15 protein-coding genes are annotated in these 16,381 nt (G+C 43.1%); 4 read left to right on the top strand and 11 right to left on the bottom strand.

Going from position 1 to position 16,381, the window contains the following annotated elements:
* Nucleotides 1-13: 13 nt before the first annotated feature.
* The 5 genes from ACNQGS_RS02400 to ACNQGS_RS02380 form a co-directional block, all read right to left on the bottom strand.
* Nucleotides 14-952, bottom strand: a complete 939-nt coding sequence (locus tag ACNQGS_RS02400) for an NAD-dependent epimerase/dehydratase family protein (protein ID WP_491485958.1) — start codon at nt 950-952, stop codon at nt 14-16.
* Between the two features lie 84 nt (nt 953-1,036).
* Nucleotides 1,037-2,104 carry a phosphotransferase gene (locus tag ACNQGS_RS02395; RefSeq protein WP_491485957.1) on the bottom strand — a complete coding sequence of 356 codons (1,068 nt, stop codon included), beginning with the start codon at nt 2,102-2,104 and terminating at the stop codon, nt 1,037-1,039.
* 32 nt (nt 2,105-2,136) lie between these two features.
* Nucleotides 2,137-3,315: a carboxylate--amine ligase gene (locus ACNQGS_RS02390; protein WP_491485956.1), complete on the bottom strand. Its 1,179-nt coding sequence runs from the start codon at nt 3,313-3,315 to the stop codon at nt 2,137-2,139.
* Nucleotides 3,316-3,329: 14 nt separating this feature from the next.
* Entirely contained in the window at nt 3,330-4,625 is a 1,296-nt protein-coding gene (locus tag ACNQGS_RS02385) for a glycosyltransferase family 4 protein (protein WP_491485955.1), read from the bottom strand.
* The gene (locus ACNQGS_RS02380) at nt 4,622-5,278 is read right to left on the bottom strand and encodes a PIG-L deacetylase family protein (RefSeq protein ID WP_491485954.1); all 657 of its coding nucleotides are present in this window, start codon (nt 5,276-5,278) and stop codon (nt 4,622-4,624) included. Before ACNQGS_RS02380 ends, ACNQGS_RS02385 begins: the two co-directional genes overlap by 4 nt.
* Nucleotides 5,279-5,428: 150 nt before the next feature.
* Here ACNQGS_RS02380 and ACNQGS_RS02375 point away from each other — a divergent pair, with 150 nt between their 5' ends.
* Complete coding sequence (locus ACNQGS_RS02375; protein ID WP_491485953.1) at nt 5,429-7,009, top strand: acetolactate synthase large subunit; 1,581 nt, start codon at nt 5,429-5,431, stop codon at nt 7,007-7,009.
* A gap of 68 nt (nt 7,010-7,077) precedes the next feature.
* Here the strand turns inward: ACNQGS_RS02375 and ACNQGS_RS02370 are convergent, their stop codons facing one another.
* The 3 genes from ACNQGS_RS02370 to ACNQGS_RS02360 all read right to left on the bottom strand — a co-directional run bounded on the left by ACNQGS_RS02370 (nt 7,078) and on the right by ACNQGS_RS02360 (nt 10,640).
* Complete coding sequence (locus ACNQGS_RS02370) at nt 7,078-9,033, bottom strand: TRAP transporter permease (protein WP_491485952.1); 1,956 nt, start codon at nt 9,031-9,033, stop codon at nt 7,078-7,080.
* Nucleotides 9,020-9,553, bottom strand: coding sequence for a DUF1850 domain-containing protein (locus ACNQGS_RS02365; protein ID WP_491485951.1), 534 nt, complete (start codon nt 9,551-9,553; stop codon nt 9,020-9,022). The genes ACNQGS_RS02370 and ACNQGS_RS02365 overlap by 14 nt, the downstream gene beginning before the upstream one ends.
* Before the next feature lie 79 nt (nt 9,554-9,632).
* Nucleotides 9,633-10,640, bottom strand: a complete 1,008-nt coding sequence (locus tag ACNQGS_RS02360) for a TAXI family TRAP transporter solute-binding subunit (protein ID WP_491485950.1) — start codon at nt 10,638-10,640, stop codon at nt 9,633-9,635.
* Nucleotides 10,641-10,834: 194 nt separating this feature from the next.
* Here ACNQGS_RS02360 and ACNQGS_RS02355 point away from each other — a divergent pair, with 194 nt between their 5' ends.
* Together ACNQGS_RS02355 and ACNQGS_RS02350 are read left to right on the top strand one after the other, a co-directional pair.
* A complete protein-coding gene (locus ACNQGS_RS02355; RefSeq protein WP_491485949.1) occupies nt 10,835-11,338 on the top strand; it encodes a DUF2243 domain-containing protein in 504 nt (167 codons plus the stop codon).
* Nucleotides 11,325-12,131 (top strand): cytochrome c oxidase assembly protein, encoded by an 807-nt coding sequence (locus ACNQGS_RS02350; RefSeq protein ID WP_491485948.1) that lies wholly within the window; start codon nt 11,325-11,327, stop codon nt 12,129-12,131. The genes ACNQGS_RS02355 and ACNQGS_RS02350 overlap by 14 nt, the downstream gene beginning before the upstream one ends.
* A gap of 31 nt (nt 12,132-12,162) precedes the next feature.
* On the opposite strand, the gene ACNQGS_RS02345 is transcribed toward ACNQGS_RS02350, so the two are convergent.
* The 3 genes from ACNQGS_RS02345 to ACNQGS_RS02335 all read right to left on the bottom strand — a co-directional run bounded on the left by ACNQGS_RS02345 (nt 12,163) and on the right by ACNQGS_RS02335 (nt 15,213).
* On the bottom strand, nt 12,163-13,068 hold the full coding sequence (locus tag ACNQGS_RS02345) for a fumarylacetoacetate hydrolase family protein (protein ID WP_491485947.1): 906 nt from the start codon (nt 13,066-13,068) through the stop codon (nt 12,163-12,165).
* A 14-nt stretch (nt 13,069-13,082) separates the two neighbouring features.
* Nucleotides 13,083-13,853 (bottom strand): cyclase family protein, encoded by a 771-nt coding sequence (locus ACNQGS_RS02340; RefSeq protein ID WP_491485946.1) that lies wholly within the window; start codon nt 13,851-13,853, stop codon nt 13,083-13,085.
* A gap of 169 nt (nt 13,854-14,022) precedes the next feature.
* Nucleotides 14,023-15,213 (bottom strand): aminotransferase-like domain-containing protein, encoded by a 1,191-nt coding sequence (locus ACNQGS_RS02335; protein WP_491485945.1) that lies wholly within the window; start codon nt 15,211-15,213, stop codon nt 14,023-14,025.
* 239 nt (nt 15,214-15,452) lie between these two features.
* Here ACNQGS_RS02335 and ACNQGS_RS02330 point away from each other — a divergent pair, with 239 nt between their 5' ends.
* The gene (locus ACNQGS_RS02330; RefSeq protein WP_464494301.1) at nt 15,453-16,352 is read left to right on the top strand and encodes a DMT family transporter; all 900 of its coding nucleotides are present in this window, start codon (nt 15,453-15,455) and stop codon (nt 16,350-16,352) included.
* The last annotated feature ends 29 nt before the right edge of the window (nt 16,353-16,381 follow it).

The following is a 16,381-nucleotide window of genomic DNA, read 5'->3' as shown; positions in this document are numbered from 1 at the left end:
TAGGAGGCGATGTTCAGGCACCAACTGAACCTTTTTCATTTGTGTTCAAGTAATAATTTAGTGTTTCGGTTAGACCGCTATGAAGATCATATTTTGGCTCCCAGCCCAAAAGTGACTTCGCTTTGGAGTTGTTAAGGCAGCTGTGGAGGATATCTCCACTGCGGGCTTGCGAAAAGATTGGTTGGATGTTTTTAGAGGTAAGTTTGGAGATAGATTGAAAGAGTTCATTGATGCTAGTTTTTATATTGCAGCCAATATTAAAGGTTTCATTCGTACTACTGTTAAGCGAAAGCACATTTGCCTCGGCAACATCTTTCACGAAGACGAAATCTCTTGTCTGCTCTCCGTCGCCATAAATAAAGGGAGGAATTCCCTGAAGAACCTTTTGCGCAAAAATCGAAATGACCCCGCCTTCCCCTTTTGTGCTTTGCCGGGGTCCGTACACATTGGCATATCTCAATATCGTATAGGGAAGTTGATGCAAACTGTTAAAGGCTTTGATATACATTTCTGAGGAATACTTGGAAATCCCATAATAGGATAAAGGCTGAACAGGGAATGTCTCCTCTATACTTACATCATCCTGTTTCCCATAGACAGCACAGCTAGAGGAAAAGATAAATTTCTTCACATCAAATCGCTGGCTATTGGCCAAAAGCTGAATCGTTCCAAGAATATTTTGTCTGGCGTCCCCCGCCGGATCTTGCATTGAATAGGCCACATCCACCTGTGCTGCTAGGTGAATAACTGCATCCGGACGTTCCTTTGCAAAAACAGTCTCGATCTGCGGCGAGGTTATATCTACCTTGTAAAAGGGGACATCCTTTTCAACAAACTCAAGACTACCTGTACATAAATTATCGGCCACAACCGGATCATGGCCGGACTTTACTAAATTTTGCACCACATGAGAGCCGATAAACCCCGCTCCACCTGTTACCAGTACTTTCATTTATACTCACTGCCATCCAGTTCACTGAGATTGCCCTGCTTTTTTCTCATCAAAAAGTGATCCCCCTAACTTTCAATAAAAAACCTAATATAAATCGAGCTCCTTACCCCAAACCACGATTTTCTCAAGGTATCTTTTTAAAAGGAGGCTCTTTTCTCCGTTTAACACCCTTCGTAAATGATTAAGTAATCTTTTTTCCAAAACCCTTTGCAAATAAGTCATTTTTAAAAGCTTAACAGGATCTTCTTGAAAGACAATTCCGTACTTTGCCATTTCCTTGCTGTAAATGTCTACACATCGGCTGCGAATGTCCTCCTCCTTCTTATGCCAATCGGCGCGGAAATCAATAAGCAGTTCAACAAGGACAACAAGATCATACCAGCAAGGTGCGTATTTGGCAGACTCCCAATCAATCAATTGAACAGGCCAATTGTGCTCATCGCTCGTGTCTTGACAGCAAATATTGTGAATATGAAGATCACCGTGGATGAGGCACTGACCAGCTTCAATCACTTCCGGGAAAAATAATGGCCCCTTCCCCAAAATAACTTTAATGATATCATAAGCGGGCTCTACCAATTTCCTTAAATCTGGATCCTTCATGGCTAAATCCAGGTGTTCCTTTGTTTTTTCAATATGTTCGATTCTTTCCGTAGTCAACTCCTTAGACTCATAACGGGGAAGCCAAGAATCAAATAACGTCGCCTGCTCATCCGAAAGAGGGCTTTTGAAAGTAAGGGCATGAAATTTTGCCACCGTTGGAATCATCCGTTCCAGGTGATAAGGTCTCAGCTTAATCTGACCCCGAACGGGCTCCAAACATTCAGTGAACAGCCAGAATTCACCGTCCTTTACATCAGACTCGAGCCAAATCATTTTCGGCATCATTTCCTGAAAGACAGGATAGGCTTTACGATACATATTCATTTCTACGATGTGGTTTTCTTTTAGCGGTTGCTGAAAAATTTTCAGGATGACAGGAACGGTTTCTGATTCCGAATTTAAAGTTAGTTTCCAAACGCTTGTTTTATCCCGTGAATTCTTCAAACATTCTATTTCACTTAAGGTGACGGGTTTTTGAAGAACGCCCGCGAACTTTTCTTCCCAGCCATAGTACTGCCATTGACCGAGAATTTCTTCCTTACTAGTCAAAGGAAAAATCACCCCTTTTTTGGTAAAATTTTTTAATGCCTACCCCATAAATTGCGAAGATGCGAGACAAAGCTGCGACAGAACGGAAGCGGGTCGTCCCACCTGAACAGCGCCTCGACTTTTTTCCCGGAAAGACCCTTCAGCCACTCGAAAAATGTCATCTCACCGAGTCTTTTCTTTTGCCGGAAGGACAAGAAATCACGAACAAAGTAGACCCATTTGATTCCATCCTTCTGCACTACGACTGGCTCCGGATCTTGATTCGTAAGTGATAAATAATATAAATAGGCTAAATCAACGCCACAAGCAATCGATAAGCCTTGAGTCAAACCGATTCTTGGGTTAATTTCGATGAATTTAAACTTTCCGTCTCTAGGATCCTTCTTAAATTCAGCAATGGCCAATCCTTTCATTTCAATTGCCTTCAGAAAGGGAACAGCAAGCTCGATGACTTCCTCCTCCCTTTTGCTGACGACCAATGCCGAAGAGCCAAAGTGCGGCGGAAATTGATGAAGCTTTTGATTCATCCACAGACCCTTTAAAGCCATCTTCTTATCAAAAAAGGTTTTAACGGAGAAAATAGCATTCTCCTCACCCGGTATGGCTTCTTGAATCATTAGCTCTCCATATTGACGATAAAAAAGATATTCCTTTTGTAGTTGTGCGGCATCTTCAATCAAGATGGCTTTTTTATACAGCTTGTGATCAATATTAGAGCGAAAATGAGAGGAATGGACGGGTTTTAAAATACAGGGGAAGATCAGCTGTCCGATAATTTGTTCTAGCTGCTGTTCATCGTTTACGATAAAAGTCTTTGGACAGGGAACGCCGGATTTAACGGCCAATTCATAGGTCAGTCGTTTATCGAGGACTGCTTCGATTAGAGAGTGCTCTGGCAATAAAAAACGATAGTATTGCGATAAAACATATCTATTTTTTGAAATAAAATGAACATAATCGTCTGAGCCTGCTAACATGACCGCTTTCTGCGGAAAGTTATGTCCAATTTGGCAGAGAAAATAGAGCAGCTCCTCTTCTTCTGTAACCGGATTTGGACAGGCGCCGCAAATGGCATGCCGCGTTTTGCCAATTTTGTATTTTCCTAAAGTATCAAATGCATAAACTGTGATTCCTTTTTGGGCCAGGCTTCTGACGATGCCGATTCCGGTGGCACTCATATCAAGTACGACGGCAGGGATATCGTGATGCACACGTTTCCCTCCTTTCATAATAAAGATTGATAGATTCCAGCTATTTTTAGAGCCATATAATTCACAGTCAATTGTTTTTTCGCATAGTTCCGTGCCTGCCTCGCCAATTTTCTCCTTAAGGTCTGATTCTTTACGAGCCTAAGCAGTTTTTTTGCGAACTGTTTAGAATTGGCGGGCTCTGCTATCAGTCCGGAATATTCATCACGGATAATCTCAGGAATGCCGCCGCAATCAGTTGTTAAAATGGCTTGCTTGGCAAACATCGCTTCAATGACTGAAATCGGTAAAGTATCACTTGTCGTTGGTAACACAAAGATGTCAGATTCGCTTAAAAGATCCGGAATATCGGTCCGCTTCCCCAAAAATTTAACATTCTTCAATTGAAGGTCCTGAACCTGCTTCTCGAGTTCCTCCCGCATCTCCCCGTCACCGACAATACGGACTTCTACATTTCCTAGTTTTTTCTTAAGAAGGGCAAGTGCCTCGAATAAATATTTATGGCCCTTGCGCGGGCGAAGACGGGAAACGCAGGTAATCACGACGGTGTCCCGTTGTTTCGCCGCTTTCACTCTTTCAAATTGGATACCGGTATAAACGGTTGTCATCTTTTCATCTTCTGCTCCTAGATTTTGCAAAAGAGGCCTGAATACCTCGCACAAGATGACGATATGACTGGCGTTGGTTACTGCTTGTCTATCAATTTCAGAAAAGTAGAATTCCTCTATCGATCCCTTTTCAATTAGATTGAACTTTAAGCGGCGCTGGGTCATAAAACCATGCGGAGTGAATAATAGTGGTTTGTTATATTTCTGATTTAATTTTGCCATCACCAGTGCAGTAAACCGATCTTGCGAATGAATAATATCGTATTCTTTTAAATCCACACTTTTTGCCAAAGCTTCAAAAACAGATAAATCACAATAATTTCTTAAAATTTTTTGATTATAACTCCCATAACGGTTAATAAAAAATTGTTTTGCATTCTCGGTAATCTCAGACCGAAGCTTTTTCACTTCATCCCTTGGAAATTGATTCGGGCTCAAAACATCGACCTGGTGCCCCAAATCCTCAAGCCCGCTCTTCAAAGCCGCAATATAATTCTGCAAGCCCCCCACAAACGGATATTCCCAAAAAGTTGTCATTAAAATACGCAATTTATCCTTTTGAGAACTTATGGAAGAAGGTGTCTGACACCTTTTTCCATTATCCTCCAATTGTTCCGTTATTCCATAATATTTGTCCATTTGGGTGATGAGCTGCGGGAATAAGATTTGTGTGGAGGGTGGTTTATTTTTTTGTTCTTCAGTCACTTCCAAACCCTCCTGATGATTTCAAATGCTTCGGCATATTCGACACCGACCGTCATCCCGCGGACTCGAGCCAAATAGGTGACTCCCTCATAAGAACGTGGATGAGGATAAGGGCGCATTTCTACATCATAATGCTTTAGGGCACTGATTTTATCATGAATGGTATCGGATATATCGACAAAATAATTAGGTTTAAATTCCTTATCATTTGTGTGCTGACTCCATTCGCTTGAGGAAACTGTTTCGAAGCAGAGAATCTCTATCGGTCGCCTGCCGGGCAGAGGCCGGGCTGCCGTAAGGACCGCTTGAAACAGAACCTGATGATCTCGGTTTAGGTCGCCATAATGATGGGTAAAAATCATGCATGGGTCATATTGGGCGATTAGTTTTTCCACTTCCTTATTAAGTTTGTGCAAGGGAATCATTTCTAATAACAGGTTCGGCATTTCTAAAAAAACGGTTTCTTCTACCCCTAGTTGTTCGTTTGCTTTTTGCATAAAGGGCTTGATATGATTCTCCTCTTCCTTCCTCCCTTTTGCAGCAACAACGGTTACAACCTTATAGCCGTGATTAATTAATTTTTTTATTGTTCCGCCGATTCCGAGGATTTCGTCATCGGGGTGTGCTGCAACCACGAGAACTGTCTGATTCACTGTTCCACCTCACCTTATAAAAAATGCTTTCTTGTAATTATATGTAAAAAGCGTATCAGGGACAGGGACACCCGTTCAGGAACAATGAAAACGGGCAGATTTTTTGGACATTATTTGGTGAAAACTAGAGTATGAAAAAATTTGGGGGAGATGAATGATTTGAAAGTAACGGATGTGCTTGTACAATGCCTGGAGAACGAAGGTGTGGAATATATATTTGGAATTGTTGGTAAGGAAACGCTGGATTTTGCCGAATCCTTGTCAAAATCGGAGCAGATCCAGTTTGTAAATGTCCGGCACGAACAAGGTGCCGCTTTTATGGCAGATGTTTATGGGAGGTTAGCTAATAAACCTGGTGTTTGTACGTCCACTCTTGGACCCGGTGCCGCCAATCTATTAACTGGTATTGCCAGTGCCCAGCTCGATCATTCACCGGTCGTGGCCATTGTCGGCCAGGCAGGCTTGAATAGGCAGCATCCGGAATCCCATCAATTTGTCGACATCGTCAAGTTGTTTGAACCGGTCACAAAATGGAGCACGCAAATTCTGGAGTCTCAATCCATTCCAACTGCAATCCGAAAAGCTTTCAGAACGGCAAAATTAGAAAAACCCGGCTCTGCAGTGGTCACCCTCCCGGAAAATCTGGCAGCGCAGATGATCCCAAACAAACCTCTGCAGGTGCCGCCGATTCCAGACTTGGTTCCCGATATGGAGGCGATAAAATATGCCGTCCGCCTTATTGAAAATCATCTTAAGCCATTTGTCATTGTCGGAAACGGGGTCATCCGTCAGGATGCCGGGGACGCACTGCTCTCCTTTATCGAGGCCCTCGATGTCCCTGTCACACATAGTTTTATGGCCAAAGGGGTGCTGCCAAAAGACCACCCTCAGCAATATTTTACATTTGGCTTTAATGAGCAGGACAAAGTTTTAGTTGGACTAGAAGAGGCAGACCTCCTCATTGTCATAGGGTTTGATTTTGTTGAAAAATTGCCAAAGGACTGGAATCCGAAAAAGCTGCCGGTTTTCCATATTGATACAGTTCCGGCAGAGGTAAATGAGTATTACCCAGTTGAAGCTGAATTGGTCGGAAATATCAAGAAAACACTTGAAATGCTTGTGCAGCAAAAGCTTCCGCACAAAACTTGGGCCCCATCTGGCGGCCTTCAGGAAAAAATAAAGACAGCTTATCAAACAGAGCAAACCGATTCGAATTTAACGATCGAAAACATTCTTCATATAGTTGAAAAATGCACCAACGAAAATGCAATTGTGATTTCCGATGTAGGGGCCCATAAAGTTGCAATTGCCCGAACCTATCAGCCTAAAAAGCCGAATAGAACGATAATCTCAAATGGGCTGGCTTCAATGGGGATTGCTATTCCGGGATCCATTGGTGCGAAGCTTGCCTGCCCTTCCGACCAGGTTATTTGCATTACCGGAGACGGCGGAGCTTTAATGAATATTTCCGAAATCGAAACCGCCAATCGTTTAGGCCTTTCTTTTATCATCATTGTCTTAAACGACTCAATGCTCAAGCTTGAAGTCCAAACTATGAACAAAATGTTTGGAGAAAACTACGGCCTTACCTTCGGGAATCCTGATTTTGTCCAATTGGCCGAGAGCTACGGCATTAAAGGTTTCCGGATCGAAACGTTGTCGTATTTTGAAAAAGTTTTTAAAGAGGCACTTGCCTCAGAGGAAATCGTATTGATTGATGTTTCCCTCTGAAGTAACCCATGACGGGATATAAAAAGGCGGTTCCACCTTAGATCTTTTTGGTGGAACCGGCCTTGTGTTTAGGCACTAGTTTTCGCAGCATTTCCTCGTTTATGCATTACCTGTAAGCCGAATAAAAGCGCGAACGCCACCAGCCCGACAATGTCGCTTATTTTTTCCGGATAAATTAAGCATAAACCGGCAATCAAGGCGACAATCCGTTCTAACCAGTGCATTTTTCTCATCCAAAAACCAATTACACCTGCACTGATGGCAATCATTCCGATAAACGCCGTAAAGACCACCCAAATCACATACGTCCAGGTTGTATTAATCATTAGCAATTCCGGTGAAAGCACAAACATATACGGGATGATAAATGCACTGATCGCCAGTTTCGTTGACTCCACCCCTGTTCGGAATGGTTCACCTCCCGATATAGCCGCTGCAGACATCGCAGCTAAGGCCACTGGCGGTGTAATATCGGCGACAATCCCAAAATAAAACACGAATAAATGGGCTGATAAATCTGGGACCCCTAATAAAATGATGGCTGGTGCGGCAATCGTGGAGGTGATGACATAGTTGGCCGTCGTTGGAGAACCCATGCCCAATATCAGAGAAGCGATCATTGTCAAAAATAAAGTCGGCAACAAATATCCACCGGATAAATCGAGCAAGCCATTCGCCATTTTCAAGCCCAGCCCCGTCTTCGTCACCACCCCAACAATGATACCGGCGGCTGCCGTAGCGGCGGCCACTCCGAGGGCCGACCTCGCACCATCTGCCAACGCGTCGATGATTCCTTTAAAACCGATTCTGGTTTCTTTTTTAATCGCACTTACCACCACGGTAATAACGATTGACCAAAGAGCAGCGCGGATTACACTCATCCCGGACATCAACAACAGAACGATGGCAACAATAGGAAGCAATAAATAAAGCTTGCTGAATACTTCTTTCCGGTTTGGCATCTCTTCCTTTGTCAACCCGCGAAGGCCGATTTTCTTAGCTTCGAAATGAGTCATAATCCAAATTCCGGTAAAATACAGGACAGCTGGGATTGCCGCAGCTTTAGCGATGTCCCAGTAAGAAATCCCGTTTCCGATAAACTCGACCATGAGGAAGGCCGCTGCCCCCATTACCGGCGGCATCAACTGTCCCCCGGTTGATGAGGCTGCCTCAACTGCCCCGGCAAATTCCTTTTTATAACCAAGGTTTTTCATCATCGGGATTGTAAAGGCCCCAGACGTTACTACATTGGCGACAGAACTACCGCTGATTGTTCCTTGCAAGGCACTTGAGAAAACCGCCACCTTGGCCGGCCCGCCGACACTTCGTCCCGCAATCGCAATCGACAAATCGTTAAAGTATTCGCCCACCCCTGTTTTAATTAAAAAAGAACCAAATAATAAGAACAAAAAGATGTAGGTAGCAGACACCGCAATCGGTGTTCCCAATATGCCTTCCGTCGTAAAAAACATCGTTTGCACGAGACGGTCCAATTCCAAGCCGCGGTGCGCTAAAAAGCTGGGCATGTAAGGACCGAAAAGTGCGTACACCATAAAAACTATCGCAATAATCGCGATGGGCAGACCGACCGCTCTGCGGGTTGCTTCCAACACCAATACAATCGCTGCTAAACCTACATAAAAGTCTAGATCAGTAAGCATACCAGCCCGTAACACCAAGTCATCGATCATGAGCGGCCAATAGGCGCCAACAACGACTGAAATGGCAGCTAAAATATAATCGTACCAAGCAACCTTATGCTCTTTCCCACGTTTTTTCTTACTGGCCGGAAAAAGTAAAAAAATAAGCGCTAATGCAAAACCTAAATGAATAGACCTCTGCAGCTGGGCAGTTAACACTCCGAAAATTCCCGTATAGAGATGAAATAAAGAAAAGGCCAACAGAATGGCAAACACAATCCAGCCAATCCTACCCTTCAGCTTTCTTGCTCCTGCTTCCGGGTCGTATTTTTCTAAAAGCTCCTGCTGTTGTTCTTCAGACAGTGCTTCTTCATAAGTACTCAAGGATGTTCACTCCTTTCCAAATTTGAAATATATTCAGTTTCCGTATTTCTACATTAACGACTGTTCCCGGTTTAATGGTATGCGCTAAAGGATATTCCTTATGATTAAAAATGACGCGGTGATTGGCCCGAACCTGTCCGATTCGCAAATAAAAGGATGGGAAAATTCGTTTCATATCCTTGATGTAATACTTTCCGTTGAGTTGTTCAAAACGTTCTCCCTTATCGGCATTTGCCGGCATTCCGATTGATGTATCCTCATACTCTAATTCATATTGCTGAATTTGCTGGTCAGCAGTGATTTTGTAGCTTTCCACTACGTCAGACAGGTGGATTGAATGGGTGTACTTAATTTGAAAGGTGGATTCATTGTTTACTAGAATAAAAGCGGCTTTGGCACTTGAATGAACCGGTGTGAACACAAGCGCCTGCCGGAGTGGAATGAATGCTATTACAAGCATAGCGATAGATAAGCAAGTAGCTAGCACAATGAATATTTGTGCTATTTTATTAATTTTCATTTTTCCTCCTTAAATAATGAAGAAAACGAGACCGGCTAGCGTATGCCAGAGCCGGTCAATAATTGTGAACAAGATAGTTTTATTGGGCCTTGACGCCTTTCTCATCAAAGTATTTTTTTGCTCCCGGATGGACATCAATCCCTACCCCATTTAGGGCATTCTCCACTTTAATGAGCTTCCCTTTGGCATGGGTCACTTTATCGAGATTTTCAAAAATGGCTTTCGTGATATCGTATACGACTTGCTCTGACAGATCACTTCTTGCTACAAGCATGGCCTGGACAGCTACAGTAGAAACCACAGAACTGAGCCCATAAGTTCCGGATGGGACTTCATCCTTGATATAGTATGGATACTTTTTAATCAGCTCGTCGATTTTATCCTGGGCAATCGGGACAATCACCACGTTTTCTGTCGCGGATAGGCTCTCTACAGCTCCGGTTGGCGTACCTGCCGTTACGAATGCTGCATCAATTGTCCCGTCCTGAATTCCTTGGGTAGATTCATCAAAGGAAAGGTCCTGCTTTTGAATATCATTGAAGCTAAGGCCATGTACTTCGAGAATTTGCTCTGCATTTGCTGCTGTTCCGGAACCTGGTGCTCCCACAGAAACTTTTTTCCCCTTCAAATCTGCTATGGATTTGATACCTGATTTCTTAGTCGTGACAATTTGAATGGTTTCCGGATAGAGGGTGGCAATAGCCTTAATATTTCCGACCTTTTCCTTGAACATCAGCTTACCTTCAACAGCATAAGCCGCAATATCGGTCTGGGTGAAAGCAATTTCTCCGTCACCATTTTTTAAGGTGTTCATATTTTCCGCGGATGCTCCTGAAGTCTCAGCGTTTGCCTCAATTCCTGTGGCATCCTTAATAATCTTGGCAAAAGAACCGCCCAGTGGATAGTAGGTCCCGCCTGTTCCACCGGTCAAAATACTGATGAATTTTGGCTTCTCTTCTGCTTTTTCACCGCCGCTTGTCCCGGTTGTGGTCCCTTCCTCCTCCTTCGTGCTGGAACCGCATGCTGCCAGAATCATAGACATGACCACAACAAAAATCATAGAGAGAAGAAACTTTTTCTTTTTCAATTGTAGATCCCCCTTTAAAAATTTTCTGTCTGTCGTAACTATCTTTATTAAGTAGAAGGAGGAAACTTGTCATTTCTGGTTAAATTGGTTCTTTAGTCCTAATTTATGATTATGGCTATTCTATTTCGGATAAAGTAATGATAGGAAAAAAATAGACTGTTATAAATAACAGCCAATAAAACGAGGTTGGTAATATGGTTCGAACGATTAAACAAAAAAATAAGAAAGAAGTTTATTCTACTCGAAATGTCTGGTCGGGCTTCCTGTTTGGTATTGGATTGGTGGCATTTATAGATGAGACTTTTTTTCACCAGCTTCTCCACTGGCATCACTTCTATGACAAATCCACTACTGGCATTGGTCTGGTTTCTGATGGACTTTTCCATGCGTTTAGTTGGATTGCGACTGTAGGGGCATTGTTTATGGTGGCAGATCTGCGCCGCCGGAACGCATGGGAGACAACAAGATGGTTAGCTGGTATGTGCCTTGGTGCAGGTTTATTTAATCTATATGATGGCATCATACAGCACAAACTGATGAAGCTTCACCAGATTCGCTATAACGTTGAAATATTGCCCTATGACATCGTATGGAACGTTCTGGCAATAATGATTATAATCGCAGGCTTCATTCTTCTGCATCGGGCACGGAGAAAATCTTTGCCTTCAGGAGAAATGACAGAAAATGCACTCCAATAATCATGTTACTCATTATTTGGACGATACATTTTTACAGGTTGTCCTTTTATTGCCGCTCGTGTTGGTATTGTTTTTGTATCTGTTAGCAGTTTCCCTATTAAAATTTCGAAAAAAAACATGGCCGTTGAACCGGACATTTTTCTTTGTTTTAGCTATATGTTGTGCTGTTGCCGCGGTTAGCGGACCCTTAGCTGTGCGGGCCCATCAGGATTTTACAGCACATATGCTCAGCCACCTGCTTTTGGGCATGCTGGCTCCCTTATTAATGGTAATAGCGGCTCCGATGACAATAATTTTACGAACATTAAACGTGAATGCTGCGCGAAGACTTGTTTCCTTTTTAAAAAAGAGATATTTTCTGTTTCTTAGTGATCCGGTTGTTGCATCCCTGATAAACGTCGGAGGACTTTGGGTTCTTTATACAAGTGACCTTTATATGGCTATGCATAAACACACCCTTGTTTACGTGGCAGTCCATTTACATGTCTTTCTGGCAGGATATCTGTTTACAGCCGCGCTAATTTGCATAGACCCGGTAGCGCATCGAAAGAGTTTCATATATCGGGCAATCGTTATGGTTCTTGCTTTTGCCGGGCACGGAATCTTATCGAAGTATATTTATGCTTACCCGCCAGACGGAGTAGCGGCTGCTCAGGCGGAAGCGGGTGGCATGCTCATGTATTATGGCGGTGATGCTATCGACCTGATCATGATTATTATTTTTTGCCATCAATGGTATAAGGCAGCCCGTCTTCCTATTCCCAAACAAAAATTGGCGGCAAATTCCCCCTGAAAATAATTGGAGAAATGCCGCCAATAAAGTATTAAATTATTTGATTTCTTAATTTTCCTATCCCCGTTATTTCTAGTTCCACCGTATCCTCTGGCTCTAACCATCGGTGAACCTCTGGTCCAAGCTCGAGGAGGCAGCCCGTTCCGACAGTGCCGGATCCAAGGATATCTCCAGGGTAGAGCGTGACTCCAGCCGATGCCCTTTCAATCATTTGCCCAAATGAGTAATAGAGATCTTTAGCATTTCCTTTTGATAGGAGTTTTCCATTTACTTTGGCCGTCATCGTTAAATCAAAGCCGCGGCCGGAGCGATATTTTTCAAGCTCATCCTTTGTGACGATGACAGGTCCTATGGTTGTCGCAAAGTCTTTCCCTTTTGCTGGCCCCAGACCAATTTTCATTTCCTTCTGTTGCAGGTCACGTGCTGACCAATCGTTAAATATGGTGTAGCCGAAAATATAGTCTTCAGCTTCCTCTGCCTTGATGTTCTTCCCTTCCTTACCAATGATGCAGCCCAGCTCCAATTCATAATCCAACGCGAAACAGCCGGGAGGACGTTCTATTTTTTCATTGTGGCCCGACAAAACTAAATGGTTGGTAAAATAAAAGGCAGGTATTTCATACCATTCTTCGGGTACCTTGCGGCCTGTTAGTTTCCTTGCATTCAACACATGCAATTCAAAAGCCATAAAATCCCTTACACTTGGCGGATTTGGCAGTGGAGCTGTTAGTGTAACTTCGTTTAACTGAGCAGATGGCTCCGCAATGCCCTCCAAACTCTTCAAAACTGGCAAATATCCGGAATAGTTCTTAATTAACTCTAATAGATTATCAGGCAGCTCACCGTTGCTAACAAGATTAATATCATAAACGTTCTCATCCTTAATCCAGCCGGCTTTTTGGGTGCCGTTTGCATCAATAAATGTTATAAATTTCATTCCTATTGTCTCCTTTATTCAAAAATGGCAACTGGTCTCGCCCAGCCTGCGCTGGCACCTGTTATTTTGACTGGAAAAACCGCTAATTTGAAGCCGAATCGTTTTGGCAGTAAATCCAAGTTTGCCAGTTTTTCAATTTGGCAATATTCTGCTTCCTTTCCGACAAAATGGGCCGCCCACAGGACGCCATCACGCGGATTTTGCTTATAATCGGCAGCCTGATGATAAAGCGGAATGTCCCAGCCCCAGCCGTCTGTTCCCATTACTTTTATTCCTTTTTGAATGAGCCAGCGTGTTGCATCCGCTGATACGCCTGCATGCATTGCTGCATAGTTTTCTTCGAAGTATTTTTTATCGGCATCAGTTCTTATCAAGACAATGTCATAAGGTTTCAGCTGATAGTTCATTTCTTGCAATTGTTTTTCTAAATCTTCTATTTGGATTTCAAAGCCCGGCTGTCTTTCGCTAAAGTCAAAGAGAACACCATTGCCATAGAACCATTCAAGAGGCAGTTGGTCGATTGTTCTTGATGGTTCTCCTGCTGTTTTGGCCGCATAATGCCACGGCGCGTCAACATGTGTTCCGGTATGTGTTGTCAGCGTGACCGTTTCTACCGCCCAGGCAGCGCCGTCCGGAAAATCACTGGCCTTTAAGCCTAGGATTTTGGCCGCCTGCTCGGCCCCTTGTTCGTGCGATTCATAGATGATTTCAGGCGGGAACGGCTCCTTTGCTCTAATATCCAATGGAACACTTAAATCAATGATTCGCAATTGGCTGCGGTTCATTTAATTACCCCTTTTCCGTAAAGGTATAGGTTGGACATTTTCCGTTTACGACTGAAATCATAACAAATATAGGTTGAAAATGTTGTCGAAATATACCAATGAGTAAGTATTGACTCATCAAAAAAAGTGTTAAGGAAATTAATCCTTAACACTTTTTTCAATTTATATTTTATTTAGAATGTGCCGGTTTCAGCAGGACACTTACCAACCGGTCCATCCCTTCCTGAATCCGTTCAGGTGAAGAATGGCTGAAGTTTAGGCGGAAGGTGTTATACTTTGGCTGCCCTACATAGAATGGAGCTCCTGGCACGAAGGCTACACCTTTTTCAACTGCCTGATGCAGCAATGCGGTGGTATTAATCTCTTCATTGGCTTCCACCCACATAAACATGCCGCCTTTCGGTTCAGCACATTTGAACAAGTCAGTGCCGAGCTTTGCAAGGTAATCCCGCATAATCGTCATTCGAAGATAATACTCGCGACGGATTGTTTGGATATGGGAATCCAAGTCAAAATCGCGCAGCAGATAATATAGTGCCTGCTGGTCTATACTGCTCGAATGCAAATCGTTCATTTGCTTGGCTTTCGCCATCATTTGAATGATTTCGATCGGACCGGTTACCCAGCCTGTGCGTAGTGCAGGAACAACGGATTTCGAGAAGGTACTCGTATAAACGACATGGGTACGTTGCTCATCAAGTGATGCCAGCGGCTGGTAATACTCGTCGTCATGGAATTGAATATCCCCGTATGGATCGTCTTCTAATATCAGAATATTATATTGATAGCAAAGATCTAGTAAATGCTGGCGTCTTTCCGCGCTCCAAACCTTGCCGTCTGGATTTGAAAAAGTTGGAATGACATAAACAAATTTAGGCTGGTATTGTTCCAGTTTAACCTTTAAATCCTCAGGGTCCATTCCCTCACGATCACTATGGACAGCAATTACCTCCGCCCCGTATGAGTGGAACACTTGCAAGGCTGATAGATATGTAGGGTCCTCGGTGAGAACAACATCCCCTTCGCTTAGCATGATTCTTGAGAACAAATCAATGACCTGCTGAGAACCTGTTGTAACCAATATATTTTCAGGGGAAGATGTAATTCCCTTTCGCTCCATTTTAGTTTGAATCATTTCACGAAGCGGGATAAAGCCTTCAGTTAAACCGTATTGTAAGGCGTTGTTTCCTGAGGAAAAAACCTTATCATAGGCAGTTCTTACCGCTTCCACTGGGAAAATGTCCTCGGCAGGCAGTCCTCCGGCAAATGAAATGACATGAGCCTGCTGCGTTACCTTTAGGATGTCCCTGACAGCAGATGATTCAAAGCTTTGAGTACGAGATGCAAATGGATAATTCAATGTTAGTCGCTTCCTTTTTTGAAAAATAAATAGTTCAATTTAATGTTATTTTACTAAAGCATATAATTGAAAATTGATATTATTTTAAATAGTATAATATAAAATCCTTAGATGCAAGAATTTATTTCTAAATGTTTTGAAAAATTGAAACCATTCGCTTTCCTAAATAATTTTAAAGTAGTATCATAACTTAATAGTATTAACTGAATGTTTCAGACTAACTAGAAAGGGTAATTTACATGAAAAAAGGTGTTGCACTATTAATCTTAGCCACCATTCTTTGGGGCGGTAATTACATATGCGGACGTTTTCTGGCACCGGCCCTGCCTGCAACGCTGCTAAACACGATTCGGTGGGGCATATCAACGATCCTTCTTTGGGGAATACTTGCATTTAATAAAAAAGATTTCCCTATCCTAAAGAAATGGAAGGAATTTTTGATTCTTGGGTTTTTTGGGGTCTTTGCTTTTTCAACCTTAAATTACTTAGGATTAAGATCCTTAAGTGCTTCTCAAGCTGGAATGATATCTGCAGGGATTCCGATTGCCATCTTGCTGTTTACACCGTTTGTTTTAAAGGATAAGATTCATGCCAAATCGTGGATTGGTGCTGTCATTTCAGTGATTGGTGTGATGATTTTAATTCAGGGAAAACAAGGCGGGGCATCCCACAGCTCTCTAATCGGAGAAATTGAGATTCTGTTATCCTGTTTGGCATGGGGAATGTATACCGTTCTTTTGAAACGCTACGGGAAAAGTATGGATCCGTTAACCATGACGGCCGGCGCATCCTTTTATGGCACCCTATGGAGCGCGTTAAGCTGCATAGGCACCGTCGATACGGGAATGATCCATATGACCGGTTCCGCCTGGCTTGCAGTCGTCTACGTTAGTACATTGGCTTCTGTTGTTGCCTTCTTCTCCTGGAGCGCAGGAGTAGAAATGGTTGGACCGGCACTAGCGGCGCCATTTATCAATTTACTGCCCGTTTGGACCGTTGTATTTGGTGTTTTGTTATTAGGAGAGAGCGTGTCCTTGGCAACCCTGCTAGGAGGCATCATAACCATTATAGGTGCTGTTCTTGCAACCTATCAAACTCCAAATAAAAGTAAGAAAAGGGGCATGACCCGCACTGCCTAATGCACAGCGGCTTCATGCCCCTTCTTAAT

This window comes from Neobacillus sp. PVCKKU3 (assembly GCF_058323225.1).
Note: the sequence above shows the minus strand (reverse complement) of the source record. Positions and strands in the feature narration are given on the sequence as shown.

Excerpts from the sequence above, each read along its gene's own strand:
- ACNQGS_RS02340 (WP_491485946.1), bottom strand. The coding sequence starts at position 13,853 with ATGAACCGCAGCCAATTGCGAATCATTGATTTAAGTGTTCCATTGGAT.
- ACNQGS_RS02375 (WP_491485953.1), top strand. The coding sequence starts at position 5,429 with ATGAATGATTTGAAAGTAACGGATGTGCTTGTACAATGCCTGGAGAAC.
- ACNQGS_RS02345 (WP_491485947.1), bottom strand. The coding sequence starts at position 13,068 with ATGAAATTTATAACATTTATTGATGCAAACGGCACCCAAAAAGCCGGC.
- ACNQGS_RS02330 (WP_464494301.1), top strand. The coding sequence starts at position 15,453 with ATGAAAAAAGGTGTTGCACTATTAATCTTAGCCACCATTCTTTGGGGC.
- ACNQGS_RS02365 (WP_491485951.1), bottom strand. The coding sequence starts at position 9,553 with ATGAAAATTAATAAAATAGCACAAATATTCATTGTGCTAGCTACTTGC.
- ACNQGS_RS02355 (WP_491485949.1), top strand. The coding sequence starts at position 10,835 with ATGGTTCGAACGATTAAACAAAAAAATAAGAAAGAAGTTTATTCTACT.
- ACNQGS_RS02400 (WP_491485958.1), bottom strand. The coding sequence starts at position 952 with ATGAAAGTACTGGTAACAGGTGGAGCGGGGTTTATCGGCTCTCATGTG.
- ACNQGS_RS02350 (WP_491485948.1), top strand. The coding sequence starts at position 11,325 with ATGCACTCCAATAATCATGTTACTCATTATTTGGACGATACATTTTTA.